This is a genomic window from Komagataeibacter xylinus (assembly GCF_004302915.1).
GTDB lineage: Bacteria > Pseudomonadota > Alphaproteobacteria > Acetobacterales > Acetobacteraceae > Komagataeibacter > Komagataeibacter xylinus_C.
Genome location: NZ_QQBI01000032.1, coordinates 1 through 21522 on the forward strand (window position 1 = coordinate 1; position 21522 = coordinate 21522).

At 61.8% G+C, this 21522-nt stretch carries 18 protein-coding genes; 12 read left to right on the forward strand and 6 right to left on the reverse strand.

All coding sequences use genetic code 11. From position 1 onward, the window contains the following. The 3 genes from DV027_RS17760 to DV027_RS13915 form a co-directional block, all read left to right on the forward strand. Nucleotides 1-212 (forward strand): hypothetical protein (locus tag DV027_RS17760; RefSeq protein WP_207303499.1); only part of this gene is annotated, 212 nt, incomplete at its 5' end. 347 nt (nt 213-559) lie between these two features. After that, a complete protein-coding gene (locus DV027_RS13910) occupies nt 560-2533 on the forward strand; it encodes a putative bifunctional diguanylate cyclase/phosphodiesterase (RefSeq protein WP_242621929.1) in 1974 nt (657 codons plus the stop codon). Nucleotides 2534-2615: 82 nt separating this feature from the next. Next, the gene (locus tag DV027_RS13915; protein WP_130732593.1) at nt 2616-4865 is read left to right on the forward strand and encodes an EAL domain-containing protein; all 2250 of its coding nucleotides are present in this window, start codon (nt 2616-2618) and stop codon (nt 4863-4865) included. 126 nt (nt 4866-4991) lie between these two features. Here DV027_RS13915 and hutG read toward each other — a convergent pair whose 3' ends face one another. Further along, nucleotides 4992-5792, reverse strand: coding sequence for an N-formylglutamate deformylase (hutG, locus tag DV027_RS13920; RefSeq protein WP_130732594.1), 801 nt, complete (start codon nt 5790-5792; stop codon nt 4992-4994). Continuing rightward, nucleotides 5789-7189, reverse strand: coding sequence for a formimidoylglutamate deiminase (locus tag DV027_RS13925; RefSeq protein WP_130732595.1), 1401 nt, complete (start codon nt 7187-7189; stop codon nt 5789-5791). Before DV027_RS13925 ends, hutG begins: the two co-directional genes overlap by 4 nt. 94 nt (nt 7190-7283) lie before the next feature. Here DV027_RS13925 and hutI point away from each other — a divergent pair, with 94 nt between their 5' ends. From hutI to DV027_RS13950, 5 genes are all read left to right on the forward strand, one after another. After that, nucleotides 7284-8516 carry an imidazolonepropionase gene (hutI, locus tag DV027_RS13930; RefSeq protein WP_130732596.1) on the forward strand — a complete coding sequence of 411 codons (1233 nt, stop codon included), beginning with the start codon at nt 7284-7286 and terminating at the stop codon, nt 8514-8516. A gap of 79 nt (nt 8517-8595) precedes the next feature. Beyond that, nucleotides 8596-9321: a histidine utilization repressor gene (hutC, locus tag DV027_RS13935; protein WP_130732597.1), complete on the forward strand. Its 726-nt coding sequence runs from the start codon at nt 8596-8598 to the stop codon at nt 9319-9321. 108 nt (nt 9322-9429) lie between these two features. After that, nucleotides 9430-11115, forward strand: a complete 1686-nt coding sequence (gene hutU / locus DV027_RS13940; protein WP_130732598.1) for a urocanate hydratase — start codon at nt 9430-9432, stop codon at nt 11113-11115. 6 nt (nt 11116-11121) lie between these two features. Beyond that, entirely contained in the window at nt 11122-12669 is a 1548-nt protein-coding gene (gene hutH, locus DV027_RS13945) for a histidine ammonia-lyase (RefSeq protein WP_130732599.1), read from the forward strand. Continuing rightward, nucleotides 12669-13811, forward strand: coding sequence for an alpha-hydroxy acid oxidase (locus tag DV027_RS13950; protein ID WP_130732600.1), 1143 nt, complete (start codon nt 12669-12671; stop codon nt 13809-13811). The genes hutH and DV027_RS13950 overlap by 1 nt, the downstream gene beginning before the upstream one ends. Nucleotides 13812-14003: 192 nt before the next feature. On the opposite strand, the gene DV027_RS13955 is transcribed toward DV027_RS13950, so the two are convergent. The 4 genes from DV027_RS13955 to hisC are packed head-to-tail and all read right to left on the reverse strand — an operon-like array spanning nt 14004 to nt 18106. Continuing rightward, nucleotides 14004-14960: an isopenicillin N synthase family dioxygenase gene (locus DV027_RS13955; RefSeq protein ID WP_130732601.1), complete on the reverse strand. Its 957-nt coding sequence runs from the start codon at nt 14958-14960 to the stop codon at nt 14004-14006. Beyond that, the gene (locus tag DV027_RS13960; RefSeq protein WP_130732602.1) at nt 14957-15547 is read right to left on the reverse strand and encodes a HutD/Ves family protein; all 591 of its coding nucleotides are present in this window, start codon (nt 15545-15547) and stop codon (nt 14957-14959) included. The genes DV027_RS13955 and DV027_RS13960 overlap by 4 nt, the downstream gene beginning before the upstream one ends. Further along, on the reverse strand, nt 15541-16941 hold the full coding sequence (locus tag DV027_RS13965; protein WP_242621930.1) for an FAD-binding oxidoreductase: 1401 nt from the start codon (nt 16939-16941) through the stop codon (nt 15541-15543). Before DV027_RS13965 ends, DV027_RS13960 begins: the two co-directional genes overlap by 7 nt. A gap of 1 nt (nt 16942) precedes the next feature. Next, the gene (gene hisC / locus DV027_RS13970; protein WP_130732604.1) at nt 16943-18106 is read right to left on the reverse strand and encodes a histidinol-phosphate transaminase; all 1164 of its coding nucleotides are present in this window, start codon (nt 18104-18106) and stop codon (nt 16943-16945) included. A 234-nt stretch (nt 18107-18340) separates the two neighbouring features. Here hisC and DV027_RS13975 point away from each other — a divergent pair, with 234 nt between their 5' ends. Genes DV027_RS13975 through DV027_RS13990 form a run of 4 tightly spaced genes read left to right on the forward strand, consistent with a single transcriptional unit; the run spans nt 18341 to nt 21515 of the window. Beyond that, nucleotides 18341-19156 (forward strand): phytanoyl-CoA dioxygenase family protein, encoded by an 816-nt coding sequence (locus tag DV027_RS13975; protein WP_130732605.1) that lies wholly within the window; start codon nt 18341-18343, stop codon nt 19154-19156. Then, entirely contained in the window at nt 19153-20019 is an 867-nt protein-coding gene (locus DV027_RS13980; RefSeq protein WP_207303500.1) for a substrate-binding periplasmic protein, read from the forward strand. The genes DV027_RS13975 and DV027_RS13980 overlap by 4 nt, the downstream gene beginning before the upstream one ends. 9 nt (nt 20020-20028) lie before the next feature. Next, on the forward strand, nt 20029-20739 hold the full coding sequence (locus DV027_RS13985) for an amino acid ABC transporter permease (RefSeq protein WP_130732606.1): 711 nt from the start codon (nt 20029-20031) through the stop codon (nt 20737-20739). Further along, the gene (locus tag DV027_RS13990; RefSeq protein WP_130732607.1) at nt 20736-21515 is read left to right on the forward strand and encodes an amino acid ABC transporter ATP-binding protein; all 780 of its coding nucleotides are present in this window, start codon (nt 20736-20738) and stop codon (nt 21513-21515) included. Before DV027_RS13985 ends, DV027_RS13990 begins: the two co-directional genes overlap by 4 nt. Nucleotides 21516-21522 lie beyond the last annotated feature (7 nt).

Sequence of the window (21522 nt, forward strand, 5' to 3'; positions counted from 1 at the left end):
ATGAAGCGCTCCATATGGCCTTTGAATCATATTTAGAGACTTCAAAAAAGCATAATTCCCAACAGGCCCTGAAAAAATTGTTAATAGGAATTGTCTGTTCTGAAAAACGGGTGCTGCCAGCCTATTTGTGCAGTGCAAAAAAGATGCATGGAATATGCCGGAAAACCAAGGAAATACGGACGATTGTTTTGTTATGTAACAATATAAAGTGACAAAAAGATACGATCTTGAAATTAATTAAATCAATTATACCGCATGGAATAAATCATACATCACTTTTTGTTGATTTGTATGAAGCGGCCCGGATCGGCGATCGGAAAGAGGCAGATCGTGTACAACTAATTATTTATATCAGGAATATATGATATAGATCACGAAAAGACCAGCTCTAAAATATAGAACAATAAAAATAACCAATAATATATCAGTTATATAAATAAATACCATCTGACGTGACGAGAATTTATGCCGCCACGCAGGCGGTATCTATGCTTAACCATGCGCTCCCCGATGGAATAATACCGTGTTGCAATTGCTTAAAATAATGATGGATTCCAACATGCCCCTCCTTATTTCCGCCCTTATTGTATGTATCGCGGGTTCATGGATCACTGTCCGCATCATGGCGCGCATTGCCGCGACGCCGGGGCGGCAGAATCATTCATGGTATCTGCAATGTGCGGCCGCCGGTGCGACAACCATATGGTGCACCCACTTCCTGGCGCTGCTGGCATACATGCCGGGTGTGGCGGGCCTGCTGAATATTCCGCTTACGCTGTTTTCATTTGTCATTGCTGCCGTGGGCGTACTGGCCGCAACCGTTATCGCCGCCACCAGCAAGAGCCGGATGGGGCCAGCCCTCGGCGGCGCCGTGCTTGGCCTTGCCATCGCAGGCATGCATTATTCCGGCATGTATGCCGTGGAATTCGGCGATCATATGGCCTGGAGCCTGCCAACAATCGCGCTCTCCCTGCTGCTGGGCATCGCTTTTGGCACGTTGTCCCTGCAATGCCTGCTGCGTAGCGGGAACCGGCACCGGGAAATCCTGGCCACGGTGCTGTTTGTCGCGGCGATTGCGGGGCTGCATTTTGTTGGTGTGTCCGCCATGCGCACGCACATGATGTCGGCCGATCTCATGGCGAGTGGCAATGCCCCTGTCGTGCTTGGCGTTGCGCTGGCCATTACAACCCTCCTGCTGGTGGCCACGGGCGGCAACAGTTTCTCGATCGATGATGCAACGCGCGCGGAATCTTATGAGCGCATGCGGCAGATGGCGCTGCATGATGCCCTGACAGCGCTCCCCAACCGCGTCAGCTTCAATGATCATCTCGATGAGGTGATCGAGGATGCGAAAGAGAAGGGAACCCAGTTCGCACTGATTGGAATTGATCTTAACAAGTTCAAGGAAATCAACGATGTGCGTGGGCATGCCGCAGGCGATGTCGTTCTGGTCACCATTGCCAACCGTTTTACCGAGATGCTGGGCGAAGGCGAGTTCGTGGCCCGTCTGGGCGGGGATGAGTTTGCCGCGGTCCACCTGACGAGCGACCCTGATGAACTCAATGCCTTTGTCGCCCGCATCGAGGAAGCCATCAACCTGCCCATCCCGATCGAGGACTACGAAGTCACAACCGGCGGCAGCGTAGGCCTGGCCCTGTTCCCCAAGGACGCGACCGACAAGGAAACACTCGTCACGCGTGCCGACCTTGCCATGTATCGCGCCAAGGCGGACCCGTTGCGCACCGTGGCCTATTACGAGCCCGCGATGGATGAGACGGTACGCGAAGCGCGCGCACTTGCGGCAGACCTGAAGACGGCCATGGAAAAAGGCGAACTGAGCCTGCACTATCAGGTGCAGACCGCCATTGCGACGGGCGAGATCTTTGGCTACGAGGCCCTGCTGCGCTGGACCAGCCCTGAACGGGGGGAAGTGCCGCCCGCCCTGTTCATTCCTGTTGCCGAGGAAAACGGCCTCATCATCCCGCTGGGCGAATGGGTTCTGCAGACCGCCTGCGCACAGGCCGCGAAGTGGGATGCTTCGTACAAGCTTGCGGTCAACCTGTCTCCGGTGCAGTTCTTTCATCCCGATCTGTACCGGCTGGTCAAGGAAACACTCGAGAACACGGGTCTTTCTCCCGCCCGGCTTGAGCTGGAATTGACGGAAACGTCCATCATCGATGACAAGCAGCGTGCGCTTGAAATCGTGCGCCGGATCAAGGAACTCGGGGTTTCGATCGCACTGGATGATTTCGGCACGGGTTATTCGTCCATTGATACGCTGCGCTCCTTCCCGTTCGACCGGATCAAGCTTGATGGCAGTTTCATGCAGGGGATCGAAACCAATTCCGATGCCGCCGCCATTGTCCGTTCGGTCCTTGCCCTTGGCCGCACGATGAATATCTCCGTGCTGGCGGAAGGGATCGAAACGCCCCGGCAGCTTGAAGTGCTCCGTGGCGAGGGCTGCGTGGCGGGGCAGGGGTTCCTGATTGGCCGTCCCGCCCGCCCGGAAGCACTGGGGCTGCAGTCGGCCTGATGCCATAGCGCCCCCTCATGTCTTTTCTATCCTGTGCAAACAGGCAGCCTGCCTGTCAAATTGTGAACTGTGGCCTATCATCATGAACAAGTTGCTCCTGACTTCACCTTCCCCAAAGCCTGCATTGTCGGGCGACATCGCCCTGGCCCTGCTGCATGACGCGACCGAAGCGATCATCGTGACTGACGACCGCAATGACGTCATCTTTTTCAATAAAGGGGCGGAAAAACTCTGGGGTTATGCGCAGGATGAAGTGCGCGGCCAGAACATGCGCAAGCTGGTCCCGGATTTCGGCTGCGATGAACAGGGTGGCCATGCCGACAGCCGGCACCCGGCGGATCTTGACGCCACCGTTGGCACATCGCGTGAAATTATCTTCGAGAACCGGCACGGTGACTACATCACCGGGGAACTGACGCTGTCTTCAAGCAAGGTCGGCCCGAAAGGCAAAAAATACTATCTCGCCTCCATCAAGGCGGTAACGGAAGAAAACCATCGCAAGAAACTGCTGGACCTGCAGAATACGGTGTTCCAGTCCCTCTCGACCGATATGCAGATACAGGACGTGGCGGACCTTGTCTGCCGGGAGGTGGAGAATTTCATCCCCAATACGGTCGCCATCCTTGTGCTGATCGATGAAGACCACCGGCTCCATGTGCTGTCGGGTCCCGGCCTGCCACGGCGCTATGCCGCGGCACTGGAGAATGTAACACTCTCAGATGCGGACATCATGGCCCTGTCCAATGACCTTGACGAGGCGGCCACCGTTGTATGGGAAAGCTACCGCTCGCTAGGGGTTTCGCTGGGGCTGCATAATTGCTGGGCCTCCGCGATCAAGGCGCGCAACGGCAAGATATCGGGCATATTCGCGCTGTTTTCACGCAATACCAGCACGATCAGCGAGTGGCCGCAGAAGATCGTGGCGGGCTGCGTGCCATTCTGCAGTGTCCTGATCGAGCAGTATGAAGCGCGCCACCATATCTCCCAACTGGCCAATTATGATCCGCTGACCGGTTTCCTGAACCGGACCGCCATCCATAAGGTCCTCAGGAACCTTGTCGGCAAACCGGGTGACAACCATTTTGCCGTGCTGATGCTCAATCTCGACCGCTTTCGTGACATCAACGATGCGCTCGGGCATTCCAATGGCGATGACTTCCTCAAGGCGGTGGCAGCACGGATCAAGAGCCTGTGCCGGAGCCATTACATCCTCAGCCGCGCAGGGGGGGATGAGTTTGTCATCATATTGCCCGACACCCAGGCTGCCCCTGCAACGGCATTTGCCGAGAGGCTGATCGGGGGCATGGAGGAGCCCATCGAAATCGGTGGCAACTTCATTGCGGCTTCGATCAGCGTGGGCATCAGCATGTTCCCTGAAAACGGGCCGGACAGTGAATCCCTGATCGGCCACGCCGAGGCCGCGATGCGCCTTGCCAAGAAAGATGCCCGCGGCACATTCCGCGTTGCCACGCCAGAGGACCATACCGCGGCACAGGACCGCCTTGTCCTTGGCTCCGCCTTGCGTGATTCCCTGGCCAAAGGATTGCTCAACCTGCATTACCAGCCGCAGATCGAGGCAAAAACGGGCGCGCTCTATGGTGTGGAGGCGCTGTCGCGCTGGCATCATCCGCATCTGGGCAATATTTTTCCCTCCCGTTTCATTGCGGTTGCGGAGGATACCGGGCAGATCGAGGCCATCGGTGCATGGTGCCTGGAAGAAGCCTGCCGCCAGATCGTGGCATGGGACCGCGATGGGGTCATGATCCCGGCGGTATCGGTCAACCTGTCAGCCGGTCATTTCCGCAAACGCCAGTTGCCCGAAATGATCTCGAACCTGCTGACCCGGTTTGGCATTGCCCCGGCACGCCTGACGGTGGAGATTACCGAAAGCGTGATGATGGATGAAAACAAGGATACGATGGATGTGCTCAATGCCATTCGCGGCCTGAATGTTGGCCTGTCCATGGATGATTTTGGCACGGGCTACTCATCACTGTCGCGGCTGACCCGCCTGCCGCTGACGGAAATCAAGATTGACCGCAGCTTCATCATGAACCTTGAGCATGATGCCAATGCGCAGGCGGTGACAACGGCGGTTATCGGCATTGGTAACCGGCTGGGCATGACCGTCGTGACCGAAGGGGTGGAGACGGAAGCACAATACGAACTTCTGGAAAGCCTGCACTGTGATGTCATGCAGGGCTACCTGTTCGCCAAGCCCATGGCGCCGAAGGATCTGGAAACATGGTTCCGGCAGCCCCGCAAGATCATGCCCGCAATGCGCAAGGCATGTGAAGAGCAGGCTGCATCCGGCAAGGCTGAAAAGAAATAAAACCATATGACCGGAACGGAAGCTACTGGCCAGTTCCGGTCATAAAGGTTCCTGGCGCATCTGGCTGAACCCGCCCGCTGGTCATTGCGCCAGCGGGCGGGCTGCCTGTGGTGGCAGTCAATAAGGTTACGCAGGGCGCCACGCCGTTGCCTGTTGCAGCAGCGTGCCGATCAGGGCTGATATTTTGCGGGTCTTGTCCGTATCAAGCGGCCATGGCGTATCTTCGTGGCCGAGGTAGATTCTCTGGGCTTTTTCAAGCTGTATGGCATGGATGTCCTGTTCGGGCTGGCCATAATGCCGTGTTGTATAACCGCCCTTGAACCGCCCGTTGACGACATGGGAATAATCCGTGTCCCGCGCGGCAAGGGAGACAACGCTGTCAATGAGCGATGGCGCGCAGGCTGCGCCCTGGTTGGTCCCGAAATTCAGGTCGGGCAGGCAGCCTTCAAACAGGCGCGGGATTTCCGTCTTGATGGAATGGCCATCCCACAATATCGCCCAGCCCCACCGGGCTTTCAGCCGGGCCAGTTCTTCCGCCACCGCATCATGATAGGGTTGCCAGTAGCGGATCCGGCGTTCGCCCGTTTCCGCTTCATCCGGTTCCTGGCCGGGGTGGTAGATCGGGGTACCATCAAAAGTCAGGTCCGGCACGAGGCCGGTCTTGGGCCGACCCGGATAGAGCGTGGAATCATCCGCGCCCCGGTTGAGGTCAATGACATAGCGCGAATAATTGGCACGAATGACCCCGATGCCCATGTCGGCAGCCGATGTATAGAGTTTTTCCATATACCAGTCGGTATCCGGCAGTAACCGGCCGCGTGGCGTCATGCGTTCGGCCATGCCGGGTGCGAGTGCCGTGCCGGCATGCGGAATGGTGACAAGAACGGGGGCCGTGCCGCGTGTATGCGTAAAGACGGGCGGGGTCATGACAGTGAACTCCGGTCGGAACGTAAGGTCGTAATCGCCTTGCCGAATGCAGTCGCGATACGTTCTTCGTGAACATGGCGCCCTTCGCGCACGACCCACTGGCCTGCGCACAGTACATCGCTGACAGGCAGGGTGGCGCGGGCAAAGACGAGTGAATCCATAATGGTATCGCCCCGCAGGCCAGGCAGCGACAGGGCGGTGTCAGCCAGCGTGCACAGGTCGGCGCGCTGCCCCACGGCCAGTTGGCCGCCACCATGCGCGCAGGCCTGCATTCCCCCCCGCAGGGCCTGTGCATACAGGTACCCTCCGACCGATCCGGTCTGGCCCGAGGGCAGGGCGCGGCAGCGTTTTTGCGAGATGAGGCGCTGCCCGTATTCCAGCGTGCGCAGTTCCTCCGCTACGTTGAGCAGCACATTGCTGTCACTGCCAATGCCAAAGCGGCCCCCCGCATCCACGTAATCCATGAAGGGGAAGAAACCATCGCCCAGATTGGCCTCGGTAATGGGGCAGATACCGGCAACCGCGCCCGAACGGGCCAGGCGCGCCGTTTCGTCCCGATCCATATGCGTTGCATGGACCAGGCACCAGCGCTCATCCACCGGCATCTCATCGAGCAGCCAGGCAACCGGCCTGCGCCCAAGGAAGGCAACGCAGTCCTCCACTTCCTTCACCTGCTCGGCAATGTGAATGTGCACGGGCATGTCACCGGGCAGCAGGGCGAGCATTTCGCGTATGTCATCCCCACTGGCCGCCCGCAGGGAATGCAGGGCGATCCCCGCATTCACCAGAGGATCGCCAGCATGGCGGGCCGTGATATCGGTAATGACCCGCGCAAGGAATTCCGGTGAACTGGCAAAGCGCTTCTGTTCCGCCGCCAGCGGGCGGCCAAAGCCCGCATGCCGGTATAGCGCCGGCAGCATGGTGATTCCGATACCCGCATCGCGGGCGGCATCGATGACGGCAAGCGGCATTTCGGCGGGCTGCGTATAGGGCTGCCCGTCCGGTGCGCAGTGCAGGTAGTGGAACTCGGCAACCTGCGTATAACCGGCCTTGAGCATTTCCATATAAAGCTGGGCGGCAATGGCGCGGAGGGTGGCGGGGTCGATGACGGCAGCAAGACGGTACATCTGCTCGCGCCAGCTCCAGAATGAATCGGCGGGGTTCAGCCGGGTTTCCGTCAGTCCGGCCATGGCGCGCTGGAAGGCGTGGGAATGCAGGCTGGGCATGGGCGGCAGGGCGATATCGACGCGCCTGTCATCGGGGCGGGGCTGCTGGTCGGCTTCTATCGTGGTGAAATGACCACTGGCATCAAAGCCAAGGCGTACATTGTCGCGCCACCCCTCGGGCAGGAGGGCCTGCCCGGCAAAAATGGTCTGGATCTGTACCGATAAGGACATGACGGGCCTGTTTTGATAGAGCATTGCGTTGGAACGATTTCAAAACTAGACATGTATATACGTTTAGGGTCAAGCGCTGAAATGGGAGTGCGTCATGTGGGATCGGTTATGGGTCGATGTCAATCTGGCAACCAATGCGAGTGGAACCGGGCAGCCGGGCGGAGATGATTTTGGCCTCATCCCTGATGGCGCCATCGCTGCCCGCGATGGGCAGATCGTATGGGTCGGCCCCCGCGCGGACCTGCCCGGCGCGCCTGAACGCCTCGCGCGCGAGGTCATTTCGTGCAAGGGCCAGTGGATGACGGCAGGCCTGGTCGACCCGCATACGCACCTCGTCTATGGCGGGGACAGGAGCGGCGAGTTCGCGGAGCGGCTGCAGGGGGTTTCCTATCAGGAGATTGCACGGCGCGGGGGCGGCATCCTGTCCACCGTGCGCGCCACCCGTGATGCGAGCGAGGAGGAACTGCTGCGGCTTACGCTTAAGCGCGCGCGCTGCCTTGTTGAAAATGGCGTGACCACCCTCGAGATCAAGTCAGGCTACGGGCTGCGGCTGGAAGATGAACTCAAGCAGCTGCGCGTGGCGCGCGCGGTGGGCAGACATCTGCCGGTGCGCGTGCATACCACCTTTCTCGGCGCCCATGCGCTGCCGCCGGAATTCGCGGGCAGGCAGGATGATTACGTGACCTTCCTGTGCACGGAAATGCTGCCTGCCGTGGCGGAAGCCGGTCTGGCCGACAGCGTCGATGCCTTCTGTGAAACCATTGCCTTCCAGCCTGCCGAGGTCGAGCGTATTTTTGAGGCCGCCCAGCGCTGGAAGCTGCCCGTGCGCCTGCATGCCGACCAGATGTCCGATCTCGATGGGGGCAAGCTTGCGGCGCGCTGGCATGCGCTCTCGGCCGATCATGTTGAATATGCAAGCGAAAGCAGCGTGCAGGCCATGGCCGATGCAGGCACCGTGGCCATGCTGCTGCCCGGCGCCTTCTATTTTGTGCGTGAAACGAAGCAGCCTCCGGTTTCCCTGTTCCGCAAGCATGGCGTGCCCATGGGCCTTGCCACGGACTGCAATCCCGGCACGTCGCCCGTGCTCAGCCCCACGGCGGTCATGAACATGGCCTGCACGCTCTTCCGCCTCACGCCGGGGGAAGCCCTGGCCGGGCATACCCATATCGCCGCAAGGGCGCTGGGGCTGGAGCATACGGTCGGGCGGCTGCGCACGGGCATGGCGGCCGACATGGTGGTGTGGGACATCGCCGGCCCGCATGAACTGTCGTACTGGATCGGGGGGGTAAGGCCCAGCGCACGGATTTTTGGTGGTTGTCCGCAATAAAAAGTTGCGATCAGCGCTGGATGGCACTCACTCCCTTATGCCAGTATAGACTAACGTCTTCTGAATAAGGTGTAATTGCGTGTCACTGGTCTTAAGCAAGGATAAACCCACAGCCCGCTACGAGCAGGTCAAGCTGTACATCACCGAGCGGATTGAAACCGGTGAATGGGCAATCGGTCATCGCCTTCCATCGGAAAGCGAACTGGTGGAACTGCTCGGTGTCTCGCGCATGACGGTCCACCGTGCCCTGCGCGAACTCACGGCCGAAGGGCTGGTCACGCGCGCGCAGGGCGTGGGCACGTTCGTCGCCGAGCCCGCCCAGCGCGTGGAGCTGCTGGAACTGCGTGATATTGCTGATGATATTGCCTCCAACGGGCATGAGCACACCACGCGCATCATCACGCTTGATACGATCCGCGCGAACAGTGATCTCGCAACGGCGTTCGAGCAGCGCCCCGGTGCGCGGCTCTTCCATTCCATCATCGTCCATTATGAGGATGATACGCCGCTACAGGTCGAGGAGCGTTTCGTCTCGCCCCATTTCGCGCCCGATTATCTGGACCAGGACTTTTCCCTCACCCATCCGCACCGTCATCTCTCGGGCATTTCCCACCCCGAGGAGATCGAGCACGTGGTGTTCGCGGTGACGCCGAGCCTGGATATCTGCACGCTGCTCGAGCTTGATGAGCCCGAGGCCTGCCTGCAGCTCATGCGGCGTACATGGGTCGAGGGGCGAGTCGTCATGAAGGGAATCTTCACCTATTCCGGCAGCCGCTTCAGCTTTGTCGGTCGCTACAGGCCCTGATCTTTCTCTCCCATTGTTCTGAAACGGTATTTCATTACGTTTTCATGTTGACAAGGGGGAGGGTCTGCGGCAAACGAATGTATATACAAGTACATTCAAGGTGATGTCATGAGTAGCCCGACCTCGTCCCGTCTGTCCAATGATCGTATTATCCATGCCGCGCATGGCCCTGAGATCACGGCAAAAAGCTGGCAGACTGAAGCTGCTATGCGGATGCTGATGAATAACCTCGACCCCGAAGTGGCGGAAAAGCCTTCGGAGCTGGTTGTCTATGGTGGTATTGGCCGCGCTGCCCGTAACTGGGAGTGCTACGACCGTATTGTCGACACGCTGAAAACGCTGGAAGCCGACCAGACCCTGCTGGTGCAGTCCGGCAAGCCGGTTGGCGTATTCCGCACGCATGAGAATGCCCCCCGCGTCCTGATCGCCAATTCCAACATCGTTCCCCACTGGGCGAACTGGGACAAGTTCAACGAACTCGATCGTGCCGGGCTGATGATGTACGGCCAGATGACGGCCGGTTCGTGGATCTATATCGGCAGCCAGGGCATCGTTCAGGGAACGTATGAAACCTTTGTCGAGATGGGGCGCCAGTACTATGGCGGCGACCTGACCGGCCGGTGGATCCTGACCGGCGGCCTCGGCGGCATGAGCGGCGCGCAGCCCCTGGCCGCTGTCATGGCCGGTGCCTCCATGCTGGCGGTCGAGTGCGAGCCCGGCCGTATCGAGAAGCGCCTGCAGACCGGCTATCTCGACCGCAAGGTCGACACGCTTGATGAGGCGCTCGAGATCATCGACGCCGCCTGCAAGAGCGGCAAGCCGGTTTCCGTGGGCCTGCTGGGCAATGCGGCCGAGGTCTTCCCCGAGCTGGTGCGCCGTGGCATCCGCCCCGATGGCGTGACCGATCAGACCTCCGCCCATGACCCGCTCAACGGCTACCTCCCGGCAGGCTGGACGCTGGACCAGGCGGCCAGGATGCGCGTGACCGACCCGGCCGCGGTCGAGAAGGCGGCCAAGGACTCCATGAAGCTGCACGTGGAAGCAATGGTCGCCTTCCACCGCATGGGCATTCCCACCTTCGACTACGGCAACAACATCCGCCAGATGGCGCTTGAGGTCGGCTGCGAGGAGGCCTTTGAGTTCCCCGGTTTCGTGCCCGCCTATATCCGCCCGCTCTTCTGCCGTGGCATCGGCCCGTTCCGCTGGGCGGCCCTGTCGGGCGACCCGGAAGACATCTACAAGACCGACGCCAAGGTGAAGGAACTGCTGCCCGACGACAAGCACCTGCACAACTGGCTCGACATGGCGCGCGAGAAGATCCATTTCCAGGGCCTGCCCTCGCGCATCTGCTGGGTCGGGCTGGGTGACCGCCACCGCCTTGGCCTCGCGTTCAATGAAATGGTTGCCAAGGGTGAACTGAAGGCGCCGATCGTGATTGGCCGCGACCACCTTGACAGCGGCTCCGTCGCCAGCCCCAACCGCGAGACGGAAGCCATGCGTGATGGCTCGGATGCCGTGTCGGACTGGCCACTGCTCAACGCGCTGCTCAACACCGCATCGGGTGCGACATGGGTTTCGCTGCACCATGGCGGTGGCGTGGGCATGGGCTTCTCCCAGCATTCAGGCATGGTGATCGTGGCTGATGGCACGGATGACGCCGCAAAGCGCCTGGAGCGCGTGCTGTGGAATGACCCGGCAACGGGCGTGATGCGCCATGCGGATGCGGGTTACGACATCGCGGTCGACTGTGCCCACGAAAAAGGGCTTGACCTGCCCATGATCAAAAAAGGCTGATTTCAGATGTCAGAAAATCTCGTTCTTCATCCCGGTCAGCTTGATCTGGCTACCCTGCGTCGCTTCGTGTTCGAGGGGATGGATGTTACCCTGAGCCCCGAGGCGCAGGCCACCCTGGCGGCGGCCGCGCGTTCGGTCGAGCGGATCGTGGCCGGTGGCGCGGCGGTCTATGGCGTCAACACCGGTTTTGGCAAGCTGGCCAAGACCCGCATCCCTGATGACCGGCTGCGCGATCTTCAGCGCAACCTGGTTCTCAGCCATGCGGCCGGCATCGGCAAGCCGCTGCCCGAGCGTGTGGTGCGCCTGATCATGCTGCTCAAGGCCAATGGCCTCGGGCGCGGTTTTTCGGGCGTGCGGCCCGAGGTCGTGCAGCTCCTGCTCGACATGCTGGCCAAGGGGCTCATTCCGGTCATCCCCGAAAAGGGATCGGTTGGCGCATCGGGCGATCTGGCCCCGCTGGCGCACATGACCGCCGTCCTGATCGGCGAGGGCGAAGCCTTCTACAAGGGTGAGCGCCTGCCGGGTGCCGCAGCGCTGAAGGCTGCGGGCCTCGCGCCGGTTGTCCTTGGCCCCAAGGAAGGGCTTGCGCTGCTCAACGGCACGCAGGTTTCCACCTCGCTGGCCATCATTGCCCTGTTCGATGCCGAGCGCCTGTTCCAGGCGGCTCTTGTGACCGGCTCGCTCACGCTTGATGCCGCGCGTGGCACGGATGCCCCGTTTGATCCGCGCCTGCACACGCTGCGCGGCCAGCAGGGGCAGATCGAATGCGCCGCGGTGTATCGCAAGCTGATGGAAGGTTCGGCCATCCGTTCCTCCCATGAGGTTGATGACGAGCGCGTGCAGGATCCGTACTGCCTGCGCTGCCAGCCGCAGGTCATGGGGGCGGCGCTCGACAGCCTGCGCCATGCCGCCCGCGTGCTGCTGATCGAGGCCAATGCGGTTTCCGACAATCCCATCCACTTCCCCGATACGGATGAGATGATCTCGGGCGGCAACTTCCATGCCGAACCGGTCGCCATTGCGGCTGATCTCATGGCGATCGCGGTCTCGGAAATTGGCGCCATCGCCGAGCGCCGCCTGGCACTGCTGGTGGACCCGGGCATGAGCGGGCTGCCGCCCTTCCTGGTCAATGACAGTGGCGTGAATTCGGGCTTCATGATCGCGCAGGTCACGGCGGCGGCGCTGGCGTCGGAAAACAAGACGCTGGCCCATCCCGCCAGCGTGGACAGCCTGCCGACTTCCGCCAACCAGGAAGATCACGTGTCCATGGCGACCTTTGCAGCCCGCCGCGTCACTGATATCAATGACAACGTGCGTACCATCCTTGGCATTGAATATCTGGCGGCCGTGCAGGGGCTTGACTTCCTTGCGCCGCTGACCTCCTCGCAGCCGCTGGCGCAGGCCGCAGCGGCCCTGCGTGAGCATGTGTCCTTCTTCGCGCAGGACCGGCTGTTCACCCCTGACATGGAAAAGGCCAATGCGCTGATCGCCGCAGGCGCGCTGAACACCGCGGTGGCTGGCGCCCTGTCCCTGCCCACGGTCGAGGCTGCCTGATGGTGGATGACGGCGCGTTCATTGCCGCTGCGCGAAAGGCGCGCCGTCGTCTCCCCCGGCTCTTTGCCGATTATATCGATGGCGGTGCCCATGGTGAACGCACCATGGCCCGCAACCGCAACAGTTTTGCCCAGTGGGGTGTCATACCCCGCGCTTTGTGCGATGTGTCAGCCATTGACCTGACCACGCGCTGCTTTGGCCGGACATGGCAGATGCCGGTCTTTCTGGCTCCGGTCGGGTTTGCGGGCATGTTTCACCACCATGGTGAGCGCGGTGGGGCCCATGCGGCGCGCAGTCGCGGCGTTGGAATGGGCGTTTCCACCTTTTCTATCGCGCCCATGGAAGACGTGGCCGCGACGGGCGCTGATGTCATGGCGCAGATTTACGTGCTGCGCGACCGTGCCCTGACACGCGACATGCTGGCCCGCGCAAAAGCATGTGGCATTACCGGCATTATCCTGACCGTTGATACCGCCATCACCCCCGTGCGTGAGCGCGATGTGCGCAACGGCTTCCGTCATCTTTCGCGCCCGACCGTATTGCAGATGGCGGGCCTGCTGAACCATCCGGCCTGGGTTGCGGGCCTGTTGCGTGGCGGCATGCCCGTCGTGGGCAATGTTGATGCCTATACAACCGCCCGCAATGTCATGGGGCAGGCGCGTGATGTTGCAGCCCAGATCGACCCCGCGCTGGACTGGGATGACCTGGCATGGCTGCGCGAAAACTGGGATGGCACTTTGGTGGTAAAGGGCGTGATGTGCCCCGAAGATGCCCTGCGCGCGGCGGATGCCGGGGCAGATGGCATTGTGGTGTCCAACCATGGTGGCCGCCAGATGGACCCGGCCCCCGCAACCCTTGATGTGCTGCCCGGCATCGCCGCGGCGGTGGGCGGGCGGCTGGATATCATGCTTGACAGCGGCATCCGTCGCGGTGGGGATGTGGTCACGGCGCTGGCGTTGGGCGCGCATGCGGTTTCCATTGGCCGCCCCTGGGTATGGGGGCTTGCCGCACGGGGCGCGCCAGGTGTAGCGGCCGCCCTTGATGTGCTGGCGCAGGAAACGCGCGATGTCATGGCCCTTGCAGGGCTGCGTGACATCGAGGCCGTGCGTGCAGCGGGCCAGAAGGCGCTGTGGCGGTTCTGACTGGCCGCGCATCGGCAGGCTGCCTGACCTGCTGGCCGTAAAAACATTCTAAAATTGTACAACGGTTTTTGCGGGCATCGCCTTCATGAAAAGGCGATAACCCGGACCTTTGGTCATTTTCCAAAAAACACCACAAAAACCGACCCGCATGCCTGATGGCAGCCCCGCCGGGTCATGGCGGGACTGTGCGGGTCAGGCTTTGGTGGCGCGGGGTTTCTGGGAATCGCGGATGCGGCCCATGATGTAATCACCAGCGGAAACCGGCTCGAAAAGCGGCTGCGTGCCGGTGGGCAGGTTCAGGTCGCGCGGGTCGACAATGGCGTCGTAATCCGGGTCGTAGAAGGTCGCGATGGACAGGCGCTCCTTGCCGGAGCGGTTCGTGACCCGGTGCATGTTGGAATTGTAACGCTGGTTGGACCAACGGCACAGCAGGTCGCCAATATTGATGACCAGCGTGCCGGGAATGGGCGGGGCCGGAATCCAGTTGCCATCCGCGCCCATGACATCAAGCCCGCCGGTCTGGTCCTGCCACAGCAGGGTAATGCAGCCATAATCGGTATGGGGTGCGACGCCAAACTGGTCTTTCTCGCGTTCCGCCGGGTGCGGGGGGTACCAGATGGCCTGCGTGCGTTGCAGCGGGCGATCATATTTTCCCACAAAAAAATCCGGCGCAATGCCAAGCGAGTGGGCAACGGCGCGCAGCAGTACCTGCCCGCAGGCGCCAATGGCGTTGAAGTAGTCCATCATGGCCGCGCGAAAGGCGGGGCGGCTGGCAGGCCACTGGTTGGGGCCGCGCAGGGGCTGGCCGGCAAGCACGGCGGGATCATCGGCTGGCAGTTCCAGCCCGATCTGGAAGAACTCCTTGTAGTCAGGCTGTTCCGCGCCGTACATGGTCGTGCGGTTCAGGGCGTTGAAGCCGCGCACCGCCTCCTTGGGTTTGCAGGCCAGTTTTTCTTCCATGGGGGCATGGAAGAAATCCAGCGCCTCCGCCCGCAGGCGGTCGATGATCGCATCAGGCACGCCGTGATTGCGAATGTAGCAGAACCCCGACGTGGTGAAGGCATGGCTGATCAGGGCACCGGTTGTTGCGTAGTCACCTTGCCGCGCGGGACCGAGATCAATGATGGGAAGACCGGCAGGCTCACTCATGGCATGACTTTCTCAGTTTGGGATGTTGAAATGATGGCAGCCAGCAGGCAGGCGGGCAGGGCGGGGGCAATGGGCGCGACGTGGGTCGCGCGCGTGGTGGTCCCCCATGCAATCATGCCTGTCGGCAGCGTGCGGTCGCAGCCTTCAATCCGCCACTCACCCTGAAGGGGCAGGAGGGCGACCGCATGGGCATGTTCGAGGCGGAAGGGCGCCTGAAGGCGTTCCAGCCGCGCGGGCACCGCAGGCGCTGCCATGAGATTGAAGGCCTGTACGGCCTGCCCATGGCATGACGCGCTGACCGCAAGGGCGCCGTCAAAACGGATGGTGTCGCCCGGGTGGTCCAGTGTCGTCCCGCCCGATGCGATCCCGGTCAGGGTCAGCCTGCCGGGGGAGGCAAGGGCCAACTGGCGCACAAGGCCGGGAAACAGTGAAAAAGGGCCATCGCCCACGATGCTCGCCACGCTTACGCGCCATGAATGCGCCGCGCCCGGCGCAGGGGCATCATGCGCCATGATTTCACGCGTGGTGCCCCGCCCGTTGCGCCATGGCCGGGGTGCGAAGGCATCCAGCGCCGCGATGCTCAGCATGGCGGGGCAGGGGGGGGAAGCAGCTTGCCCGGGTTGAGGATATTGTTCGGGTCAAGCGCGTGCTTGATCGTGCGCATGACATCAAGCGCCACCGCATCATGCTCCGCTGGCATGAACCCGATCTTGGCCAGGCCCACGCCGTGCTCGCCACTGGCCGACCCGCCCAGAGAGAGCGCGCGGGCAATGATCTTGTGGTCGAGCGCGCGGGCTTTTTCCACTTCCGCCTCGCCTGGCGGCACAAGCATGACGGTGTGGAAATTGCCATCGCCGATATGGCCCACGATAGGGGCGGTAATGCCGGATTCCTCAATATCGCGCTTGGCGCCCAGGATCATGTCGGTCAGGGCGGAAATGGGCACGATCGCATCGGTCGAGATGCCGGTATATCCCGGCCGGTAGGCAAGGCAGGCCCAGAATACGGCATGGCGCGTCTTCCACAACGCCGCGCGTTCCTGCGCCTGGGTGCTCCATGTAAAGGCCGAGCCGTTATTGTCTTCCGCAATGGCCTCGACTGTCGCGATCTGTTCGCGCACGGCTTCCGGCCCGCCTTCAAATTCGAAGAACATGGTGGGGATGGGGCGGTAGCCTTCCAGCTTGGCGTAGCGGATGCAGGCATCCATCTGCACGTCATCAAGCAGTTCCATACGCCCGATCGGCACGCTCATCTGCATGACCTGCACGGCGGTTTCCACGCAGTCGGCCAGTGTCTCGAACTGGCAGACGGCGGCAGCCATGGTCTCGGGTATGCCATGCAGGCGCAGCTGCACCTCCGTAATGATGCCCAGCGTTCCTTCCGAGCCGATCATGAGGTGCGTCAGGTCATAACCCATGGCGGATTTGCGCACCCGGCGGCCCACGCGCATGATGCGTCCATCCGCCAGCACCACGGTCAGGCCAAGCACGTTTTCACGGATCGTGCCATAACGCACGGCCCCCGTGCCCGACGCGCGCGTGGCGCACATGCCGCCAATGGTTGCCTCCCCACCCGGATCAACGGGGAAGAACAGCCCTTCATCACGCAGCAGCAGGTTGAGATCCTGCCGCGTGATGCCCCCCTGCACGCGGCAGTCCATGTCGCCTGTATTGAGTTCAAGCAGGCGGGTCATGCGTGACAGGTCTATGGATATGCCGCCCTCGATGGCGTTGACCTGCCCCTCGAGCGACGTGCCTGCCCCGAAGGGTATGACAGGCGCGCGGTGGGCGTTGCACACGCGCAGCGCGTGGGCCACGTCCTGCGTGGTTTCGGCAAAGATGACAGCCTGGGGCGCATGCTGGGCGTGATAGCCCTCGCCATGGCCATGGTGTTCGCAGACTGACTGGCTGCGCGACAGGCGCTCGCCAAAATGGGGCAGCAGTGCGGCAATCGCCTGTTCAATCCTGTCCGCTGTCGTCATTTCACGCATTCTCCACGGTGCTGGCGGATGGAGCCGGGTGCAGGACCGCCTGCAGGGCTGCAAGGAAGCGGGCGTTCTCTTCAGGCAGGCCCACGCTGACACGCAGCCAGTGCGTATAGCCCGCCTCCTTCCATGGTTTGACGATCACGCCGTGATGCAGCAGGGCTTCGGCGATGTCGCCTGACGGGCGCCCTGTCCTGAAGAACAGGAAATTGCCGTAGGAGGGCGCAACCGTCAGCCCCATCCCTTCCATCTCGCCGCGGAGTTTTTCACGGGCCTCGACCGTGCGGCCCGTGCTGTGGTCCATGTGTTCCAGCCCTTCAAGCGCGCCAAGGGCGGCAAGCTGTGCTGCGATGTTGGTGTTGAACGGATCACGGATGCGGCCCAGCGAATCGATGATCGCCGGGTTCGACCCGATGGCGTAGCCGATCCGCAGCCCCGCAAGACCGTATGCCTTGGAGAAGGTGCGCAGCACCAGCCACGGCCGCGCCTGCTCGCGCAGGATGGTGCGGGCATCGGGGTAGGCGGGGTCGTAGCGGGCATATTCGTAATAGGCTTCATCGACCACGATCAGGCAGTCGGGCGGGCAGGCGGCGAACAGCGCACGCATGTCATCCGCCTTCATCATGCAGCCCACGGGGTTGGACGGGTTGGCGAAGATCAGCACCTTGAGCGGGGTGGAGACCGCCTTCATCAGCGCGGGCAGGTCGAATGTACACGCCGGTGTCATGGGTACCGCGTCAACCTGGCCGCCCATGGCCTCGGCCGTGATGATGTGCAGGCCAAAGGAGGGCACCACGGTCACGACGCGGTCACCGGGGCTGATATAGGTTTCCGCAATCATGCGGATGATCTGCTCGGACCCGTTGCCAAGCAGGATGCATGACGCGGGTTCGTGCAGCCTTGCCGCGAGTGCGGCCTTCAGCTTCTGGTCGGCCTCAGGGTAGAGTGCCACCTGTTTTGCAAGCCCCTGCAGGGCCGTGGCCACGGCGGGGGCGGGGCCATAAGGGTTTTCGTTGCTGCCCAGCTTGGTGATGGTTTCTGCACCGTAACGGCTCCGGACGGCTTCCGTGCTCAGGCCCGCATTATAGGGTGCAAGCTGCGCGACTTCCGGCCGACATGCAGGACCATTGACCTTTGCTGTGGAAGCGGGCTTGGCGGACATGACCAGATCTCCTGTTCGTTCATGTATATACAATCATATAAGATTTCGTTGGTCGAGCGAAATTTAATTGGTTGTGTGGCTGGTCCAGTCCTGGATAAGTTTTTGATGAACCAGTCTTATTTCGCTAATTTTTTGGGATTGGCTCCCTTTTTTTATTGCGCATCAGTATTGACGCTTCTTGTACAGACAACATAACATCGTTGCATTGTCGCTCATATCGGGAACGGCCAGAAAATGAACCAGGCAGTATCAATACTTCCCCCGACCGGACAGGCGGCGGATTTTCACGAGAATGGTGCGGTCGTGCTGCGTGGCGTATTCGCCCCGTGGGTCGAGACATTGCGCGCGGGTGTCGCGCGCCTGATGGCGGACCCCAGCCCCCTTGAACGTTCCTACCAGCCTGCTGGCTCAGCCCCCTTTTTTCAGGATCTATGCAACTGGCAGCGTATCCCTGAATTCCGCGATTTTGTCGAGCATTCTCCCCTCGGCCAGGTTGCGTGCGAACTGCTGGGCGCGCATGAGGTGCGTTTTTTCCATGACCATGTTCTGGTCAAGGAGCCGGGCACGTCGCTTGTCACCCCGTGGCATCAGGACCGCCCCTATTACTGCGCCCGTGGCCCGCAGACCGTGAGTTTCTGGATACCCCTCGACCCGGTGCCCGCTGCCAGCGCGCTGGAATGCGTGGCCGGCTCCCACCGATGGGGGTACGACCACAGGCCCATGCGCTTTGATGGCACGCCCCTTTATGCAGTTGATGACAGCCCGCCCATGCCCGATATCGATTCGGCGCGCGGGGATTATCCCATCCTGAGCTGGGACATGGCGCCCGGTGATGCCGTGGCGTTCGACTTTGGCACCGTTCATGGTGCTGCGGCGACCACGGGGGCGGTCAACCGGCGGCGCGTTTTCTCGGCGCGGCTGGTGGGGGATGATGCGGTCTTCGCCTCACGCGGGGGGAAGGGCTCGCCCCCCTTCGCGCATCTTGCCCTGAAGGATGGCGAGCCGCTGGCAGGGCCTGATTTTCCCGTCCTTTACACGGCGCCGGCGTGAGGGCGCCCCTCCTGCTTGTGTTGGGCCTCCTGGCGGCTGGCGTGCCGGCAGGGGCCAGGGCGGGGTGTCTGGATGATATCCGCAAGGCAGGGGTCATGCGGGTGGGCAACGGGCTGCTTGGCGCGCACCCCTCCCTGTGGCAGGACCATGATGGGGTCTATCATGGCATTGACGCCGACCTCCTGGCCGAACTGACACGGCGCATGGGGCTGCCCCGCTCGGAGTTTGTCATTACGGAATGGTCAACCATCGTGCCGGGCCTCAAGGCCAGGCGGTGGGATATCGTGCTGTCCGATGTCCATATCACGCAGGAGCGTGAAGTGATGGGGCATGTGCGCTTTTCCATGCCGTATTTCATGCTGTACGACTACGTGATCGTACCGCAGGATTCGCCCATACATTCCCTTGCCGACCTGAAGGGCAAGACAATCGGCTCCGTGCTGGGCACCAACGATTCCGCCACGGCCCACCGCCTGGTGGAGCAGGGGATGGGGGCCGCGGTCGCGGATTACGATACGTTTGGCGACCCCTTCCTGGCCCTGCACAACCGGCAGGTCGATGCGGTCGTGGTCGATCAGGGCACGCTGCACGCGCAGCAGGCGCATTTTGCGGGCCTGCGCACGGTGGGCGGGCCGATTTTCTATACAGCCAAGCCCAAATGGGCCAGCGCGCAGGCCGCTGCCCCCTACAGGCTGGGGAGCGAGGGGATCGTGGTGCGGCCTGCCTGCACAGACCTGCTCGCCGTGATCAACCACGCCCTGGAGGACATGCATGAAGATGGTACGATCCGCACGATCCTGAAGCGTTATGGCGTGTGGGAACCGCAGCAGGACCATCTCCTCAAAACATCCGGACAGGACTGAGCGGGCGGCATGTACAATTTTTTCTTTTACGCGGTGCCGGAGCATTTTCCCTTCCTGCTCCAGGGCGCGCTGGTTACGGTTGAACTCTCGCTGATCTCGATGCTGCTGGGCACGCTGCTGGGTTTTTTCCTGGCGGTGGGCCGGCTGTCGGCCCGGCGCGCGCTACGCTGGCCGCTTGATGCGTTTGTCGAGGTCGTGCGTGATACACCGCTGATCGTGCAACTGCTGCTGATCTATTTTTCCCTGCCCGAGGCCGGAATCGTGCTGAGTGCGTTCTGGGCGGGCATCGCAGGGCTTACGCTCAACCTCGCCGCCTACCTGTCCGAGGTGTTCCGCGCGGCGATCGTGGCGGTTGACAAAGGCCAGCGTGAGGCCGCCATCTCGCTTGGCATGTCGCCCGTGGCCGTTTATTGCCGGGTCATCATTCCGCAGGCGGCGCTGGCCTCCCTGCCAACGCTGGGGGGGTATTTCATCGCGCTGCTCAAGGACTGCTCGCTCGTTTCGTTCATCTCGGTCAATGAACTGCTGCGCCATGCCACGATTGTCATCTCCGACACGTTTGACAGCATGGACACATACATCATGGTGGCGATCATCTATTTCATGATGAGCTTTATCAGCGCGCGCATCATCCGCTACGTTGAAGTGTGGCTGACCCCATCGAACCGTAGGGCCACCCTCAGCGTGCCACTGACCATGGACAAGGAGGGCGCGCGATGACCGGGCCGAAGCCTCCCGTCCTGACCGTGCGCCAGTTGCGCAAGACCTTTCAGGGCAATGCCGTACTCAGGGGCGTGGACCTGTCGCTGCATGAAGGCGAGATCGCCTGCCTGATCGGCCCGAGCGGCACGGGCAAATCCACCATCCTGCGCTGCCTCAATTTTCTGGAGCAGCCCGATGGCGGGGAGATCACGTTCTTCGGGCAGTATCTGTGCGCGGAAGATGGCAACAGCAACATCTTCCGCATCGCCCCGCCGCGCGTCTTGCAGGCGGCGCGGGCACGCATGCCCATGGTGTTCCAGCACTTCAACCTGTTTTCACACCGCACGGTCATGGAAAACGTGGTGGAGGGGCAGGTGGTCGTGCTGCGGCGTGGCCGGGCCGAGGCCCGCGACCGGGCGCGTGACTGCCTGGCGCGGGTAGGCATGCTCGAGCGTGCGGATTTCTATCCTGACCAGCTTTCGGGCGGGCAGAAGCAGCGGGTCGCCATTGCGCGCGCGCTGGCCATGTCGCCTGCGCTGATCCTGTTTGATGAACCGACCAGCGCACTCGACCCGCAACTCGTGCAGGAGGTGCAGGGCGTGATCCGCGACCTGTCGGCGGAGGGGATGACCATGCTGATCGTGACGCATGAGATGCGTTTCGTGCGCTCGATCGCCCATACGGTCCACTTCTGCGAAGGCGGCCGCATAGCCGAGAGCGGGGCGGCGGCCGACATATTCGGCCCCAACGCGCCGCCGCGCATCCAGACCTTCATGGAGGTCGCCCATGGCTGACCAGAAC

Coding starts and splice junctions, on each gene's coding strand:
- DV027_RS13910 (WP_242621929.1), top strand. CDS start 560: ATGCCCCTCCTTATTTCCGCCCTTATTGTATGTATCGCGGGTTCATGG.
- DV027_RS13915 (WP_130732593.1), top strand. CDS start 2,616: ATGAACAAGTTGCTCCTGACTTCACCTTCCCCAAAGCCTGCATTGTCG.
- hutG (WP_130732594.1), bottom strand. CDS start 5,792: ATGACCCCGCCCGTCTTTACGCATACACGCGGCACGGCCCCCGTTCTT.
- DV027_RS13925 (WP_130732595.1), bottom strand. CDS start 7,189: ATGTCCTTATCGGTACAGATCCAGACCATTTTTGCCGGGCAGGCCCTC.
- hutI (WP_130732596.1), top strand. CDS start 7,284: ATGTGGGATCGGTTATGGGTCGATGTCAATCTGGCAACCAATGCGAGT.
- hutU (WP_130732598.1), top strand. CDS start 9,430: ATGAGTAGCCCGACCTCGTCCCGTCTGTCCAATGATCGTATTATCCAT.
- hutH (WP_130732599.1), top strand. CDS start 11,122: ATGTCAGAAAATCTCGTTCTTCATCCCGGTCAGCTTGATCTGGCTACC.
- DV027_RS13950 (WP_130732600.1), top strand. CDS start 12,669: ATGGTGGATGACGGCGCGTTCATTGCCGCTGCGCGAAAGGCGCGCCGT.
- DV027_RS13955 (WP_130732601.1), bottom strand. CDS start 14,960: ATGAGTGAGCCTGCCGGTCTTCCCATCATTGATCTCGGTCCCGCGCGG.
- DV027_RS13960 (WP_130732602.1), bottom strand. CDS start 15,547: ATGCTGAGCATCGCGGCGCTGGATGCCTTCGCACCCCGGCCATGGCGC.
- DV027_RS13965 (WP_242621930.1), bottom strand. CDS start 16,941: ATGACGACAGCGGACAGGATTGAACAGGCGATTGCCGCACTGCTGCCC.
- hisC (WP_130732604.1), bottom strand. CDS start 18,106: ATGTCCGCCAAGCCCGCTTCCACAGCAAAGGTCAATGGTCCTGCATGT.
- DV027_RS13975 (WP_130732605.1), top strand. CDS start 18,341: ATGAACCAGGCAGTATCAATACTTCCCCCGACCGGACAGGCGGCGGAT.
- DV027_RS13985 (WP_130732606.1), top strand. CDS start 20,029: ATGTACAATTTTTTCTTTTACGCGGTGCCGGAGCATTTTCCCTTCCTG.
- DV027_RS13990 (WP_130732607.1), top strand. CDS start 20,736: ATGACCGGGCCGAAGCCTCCCGTCCTGACCGTGCGCCAGTTGCGCAAG.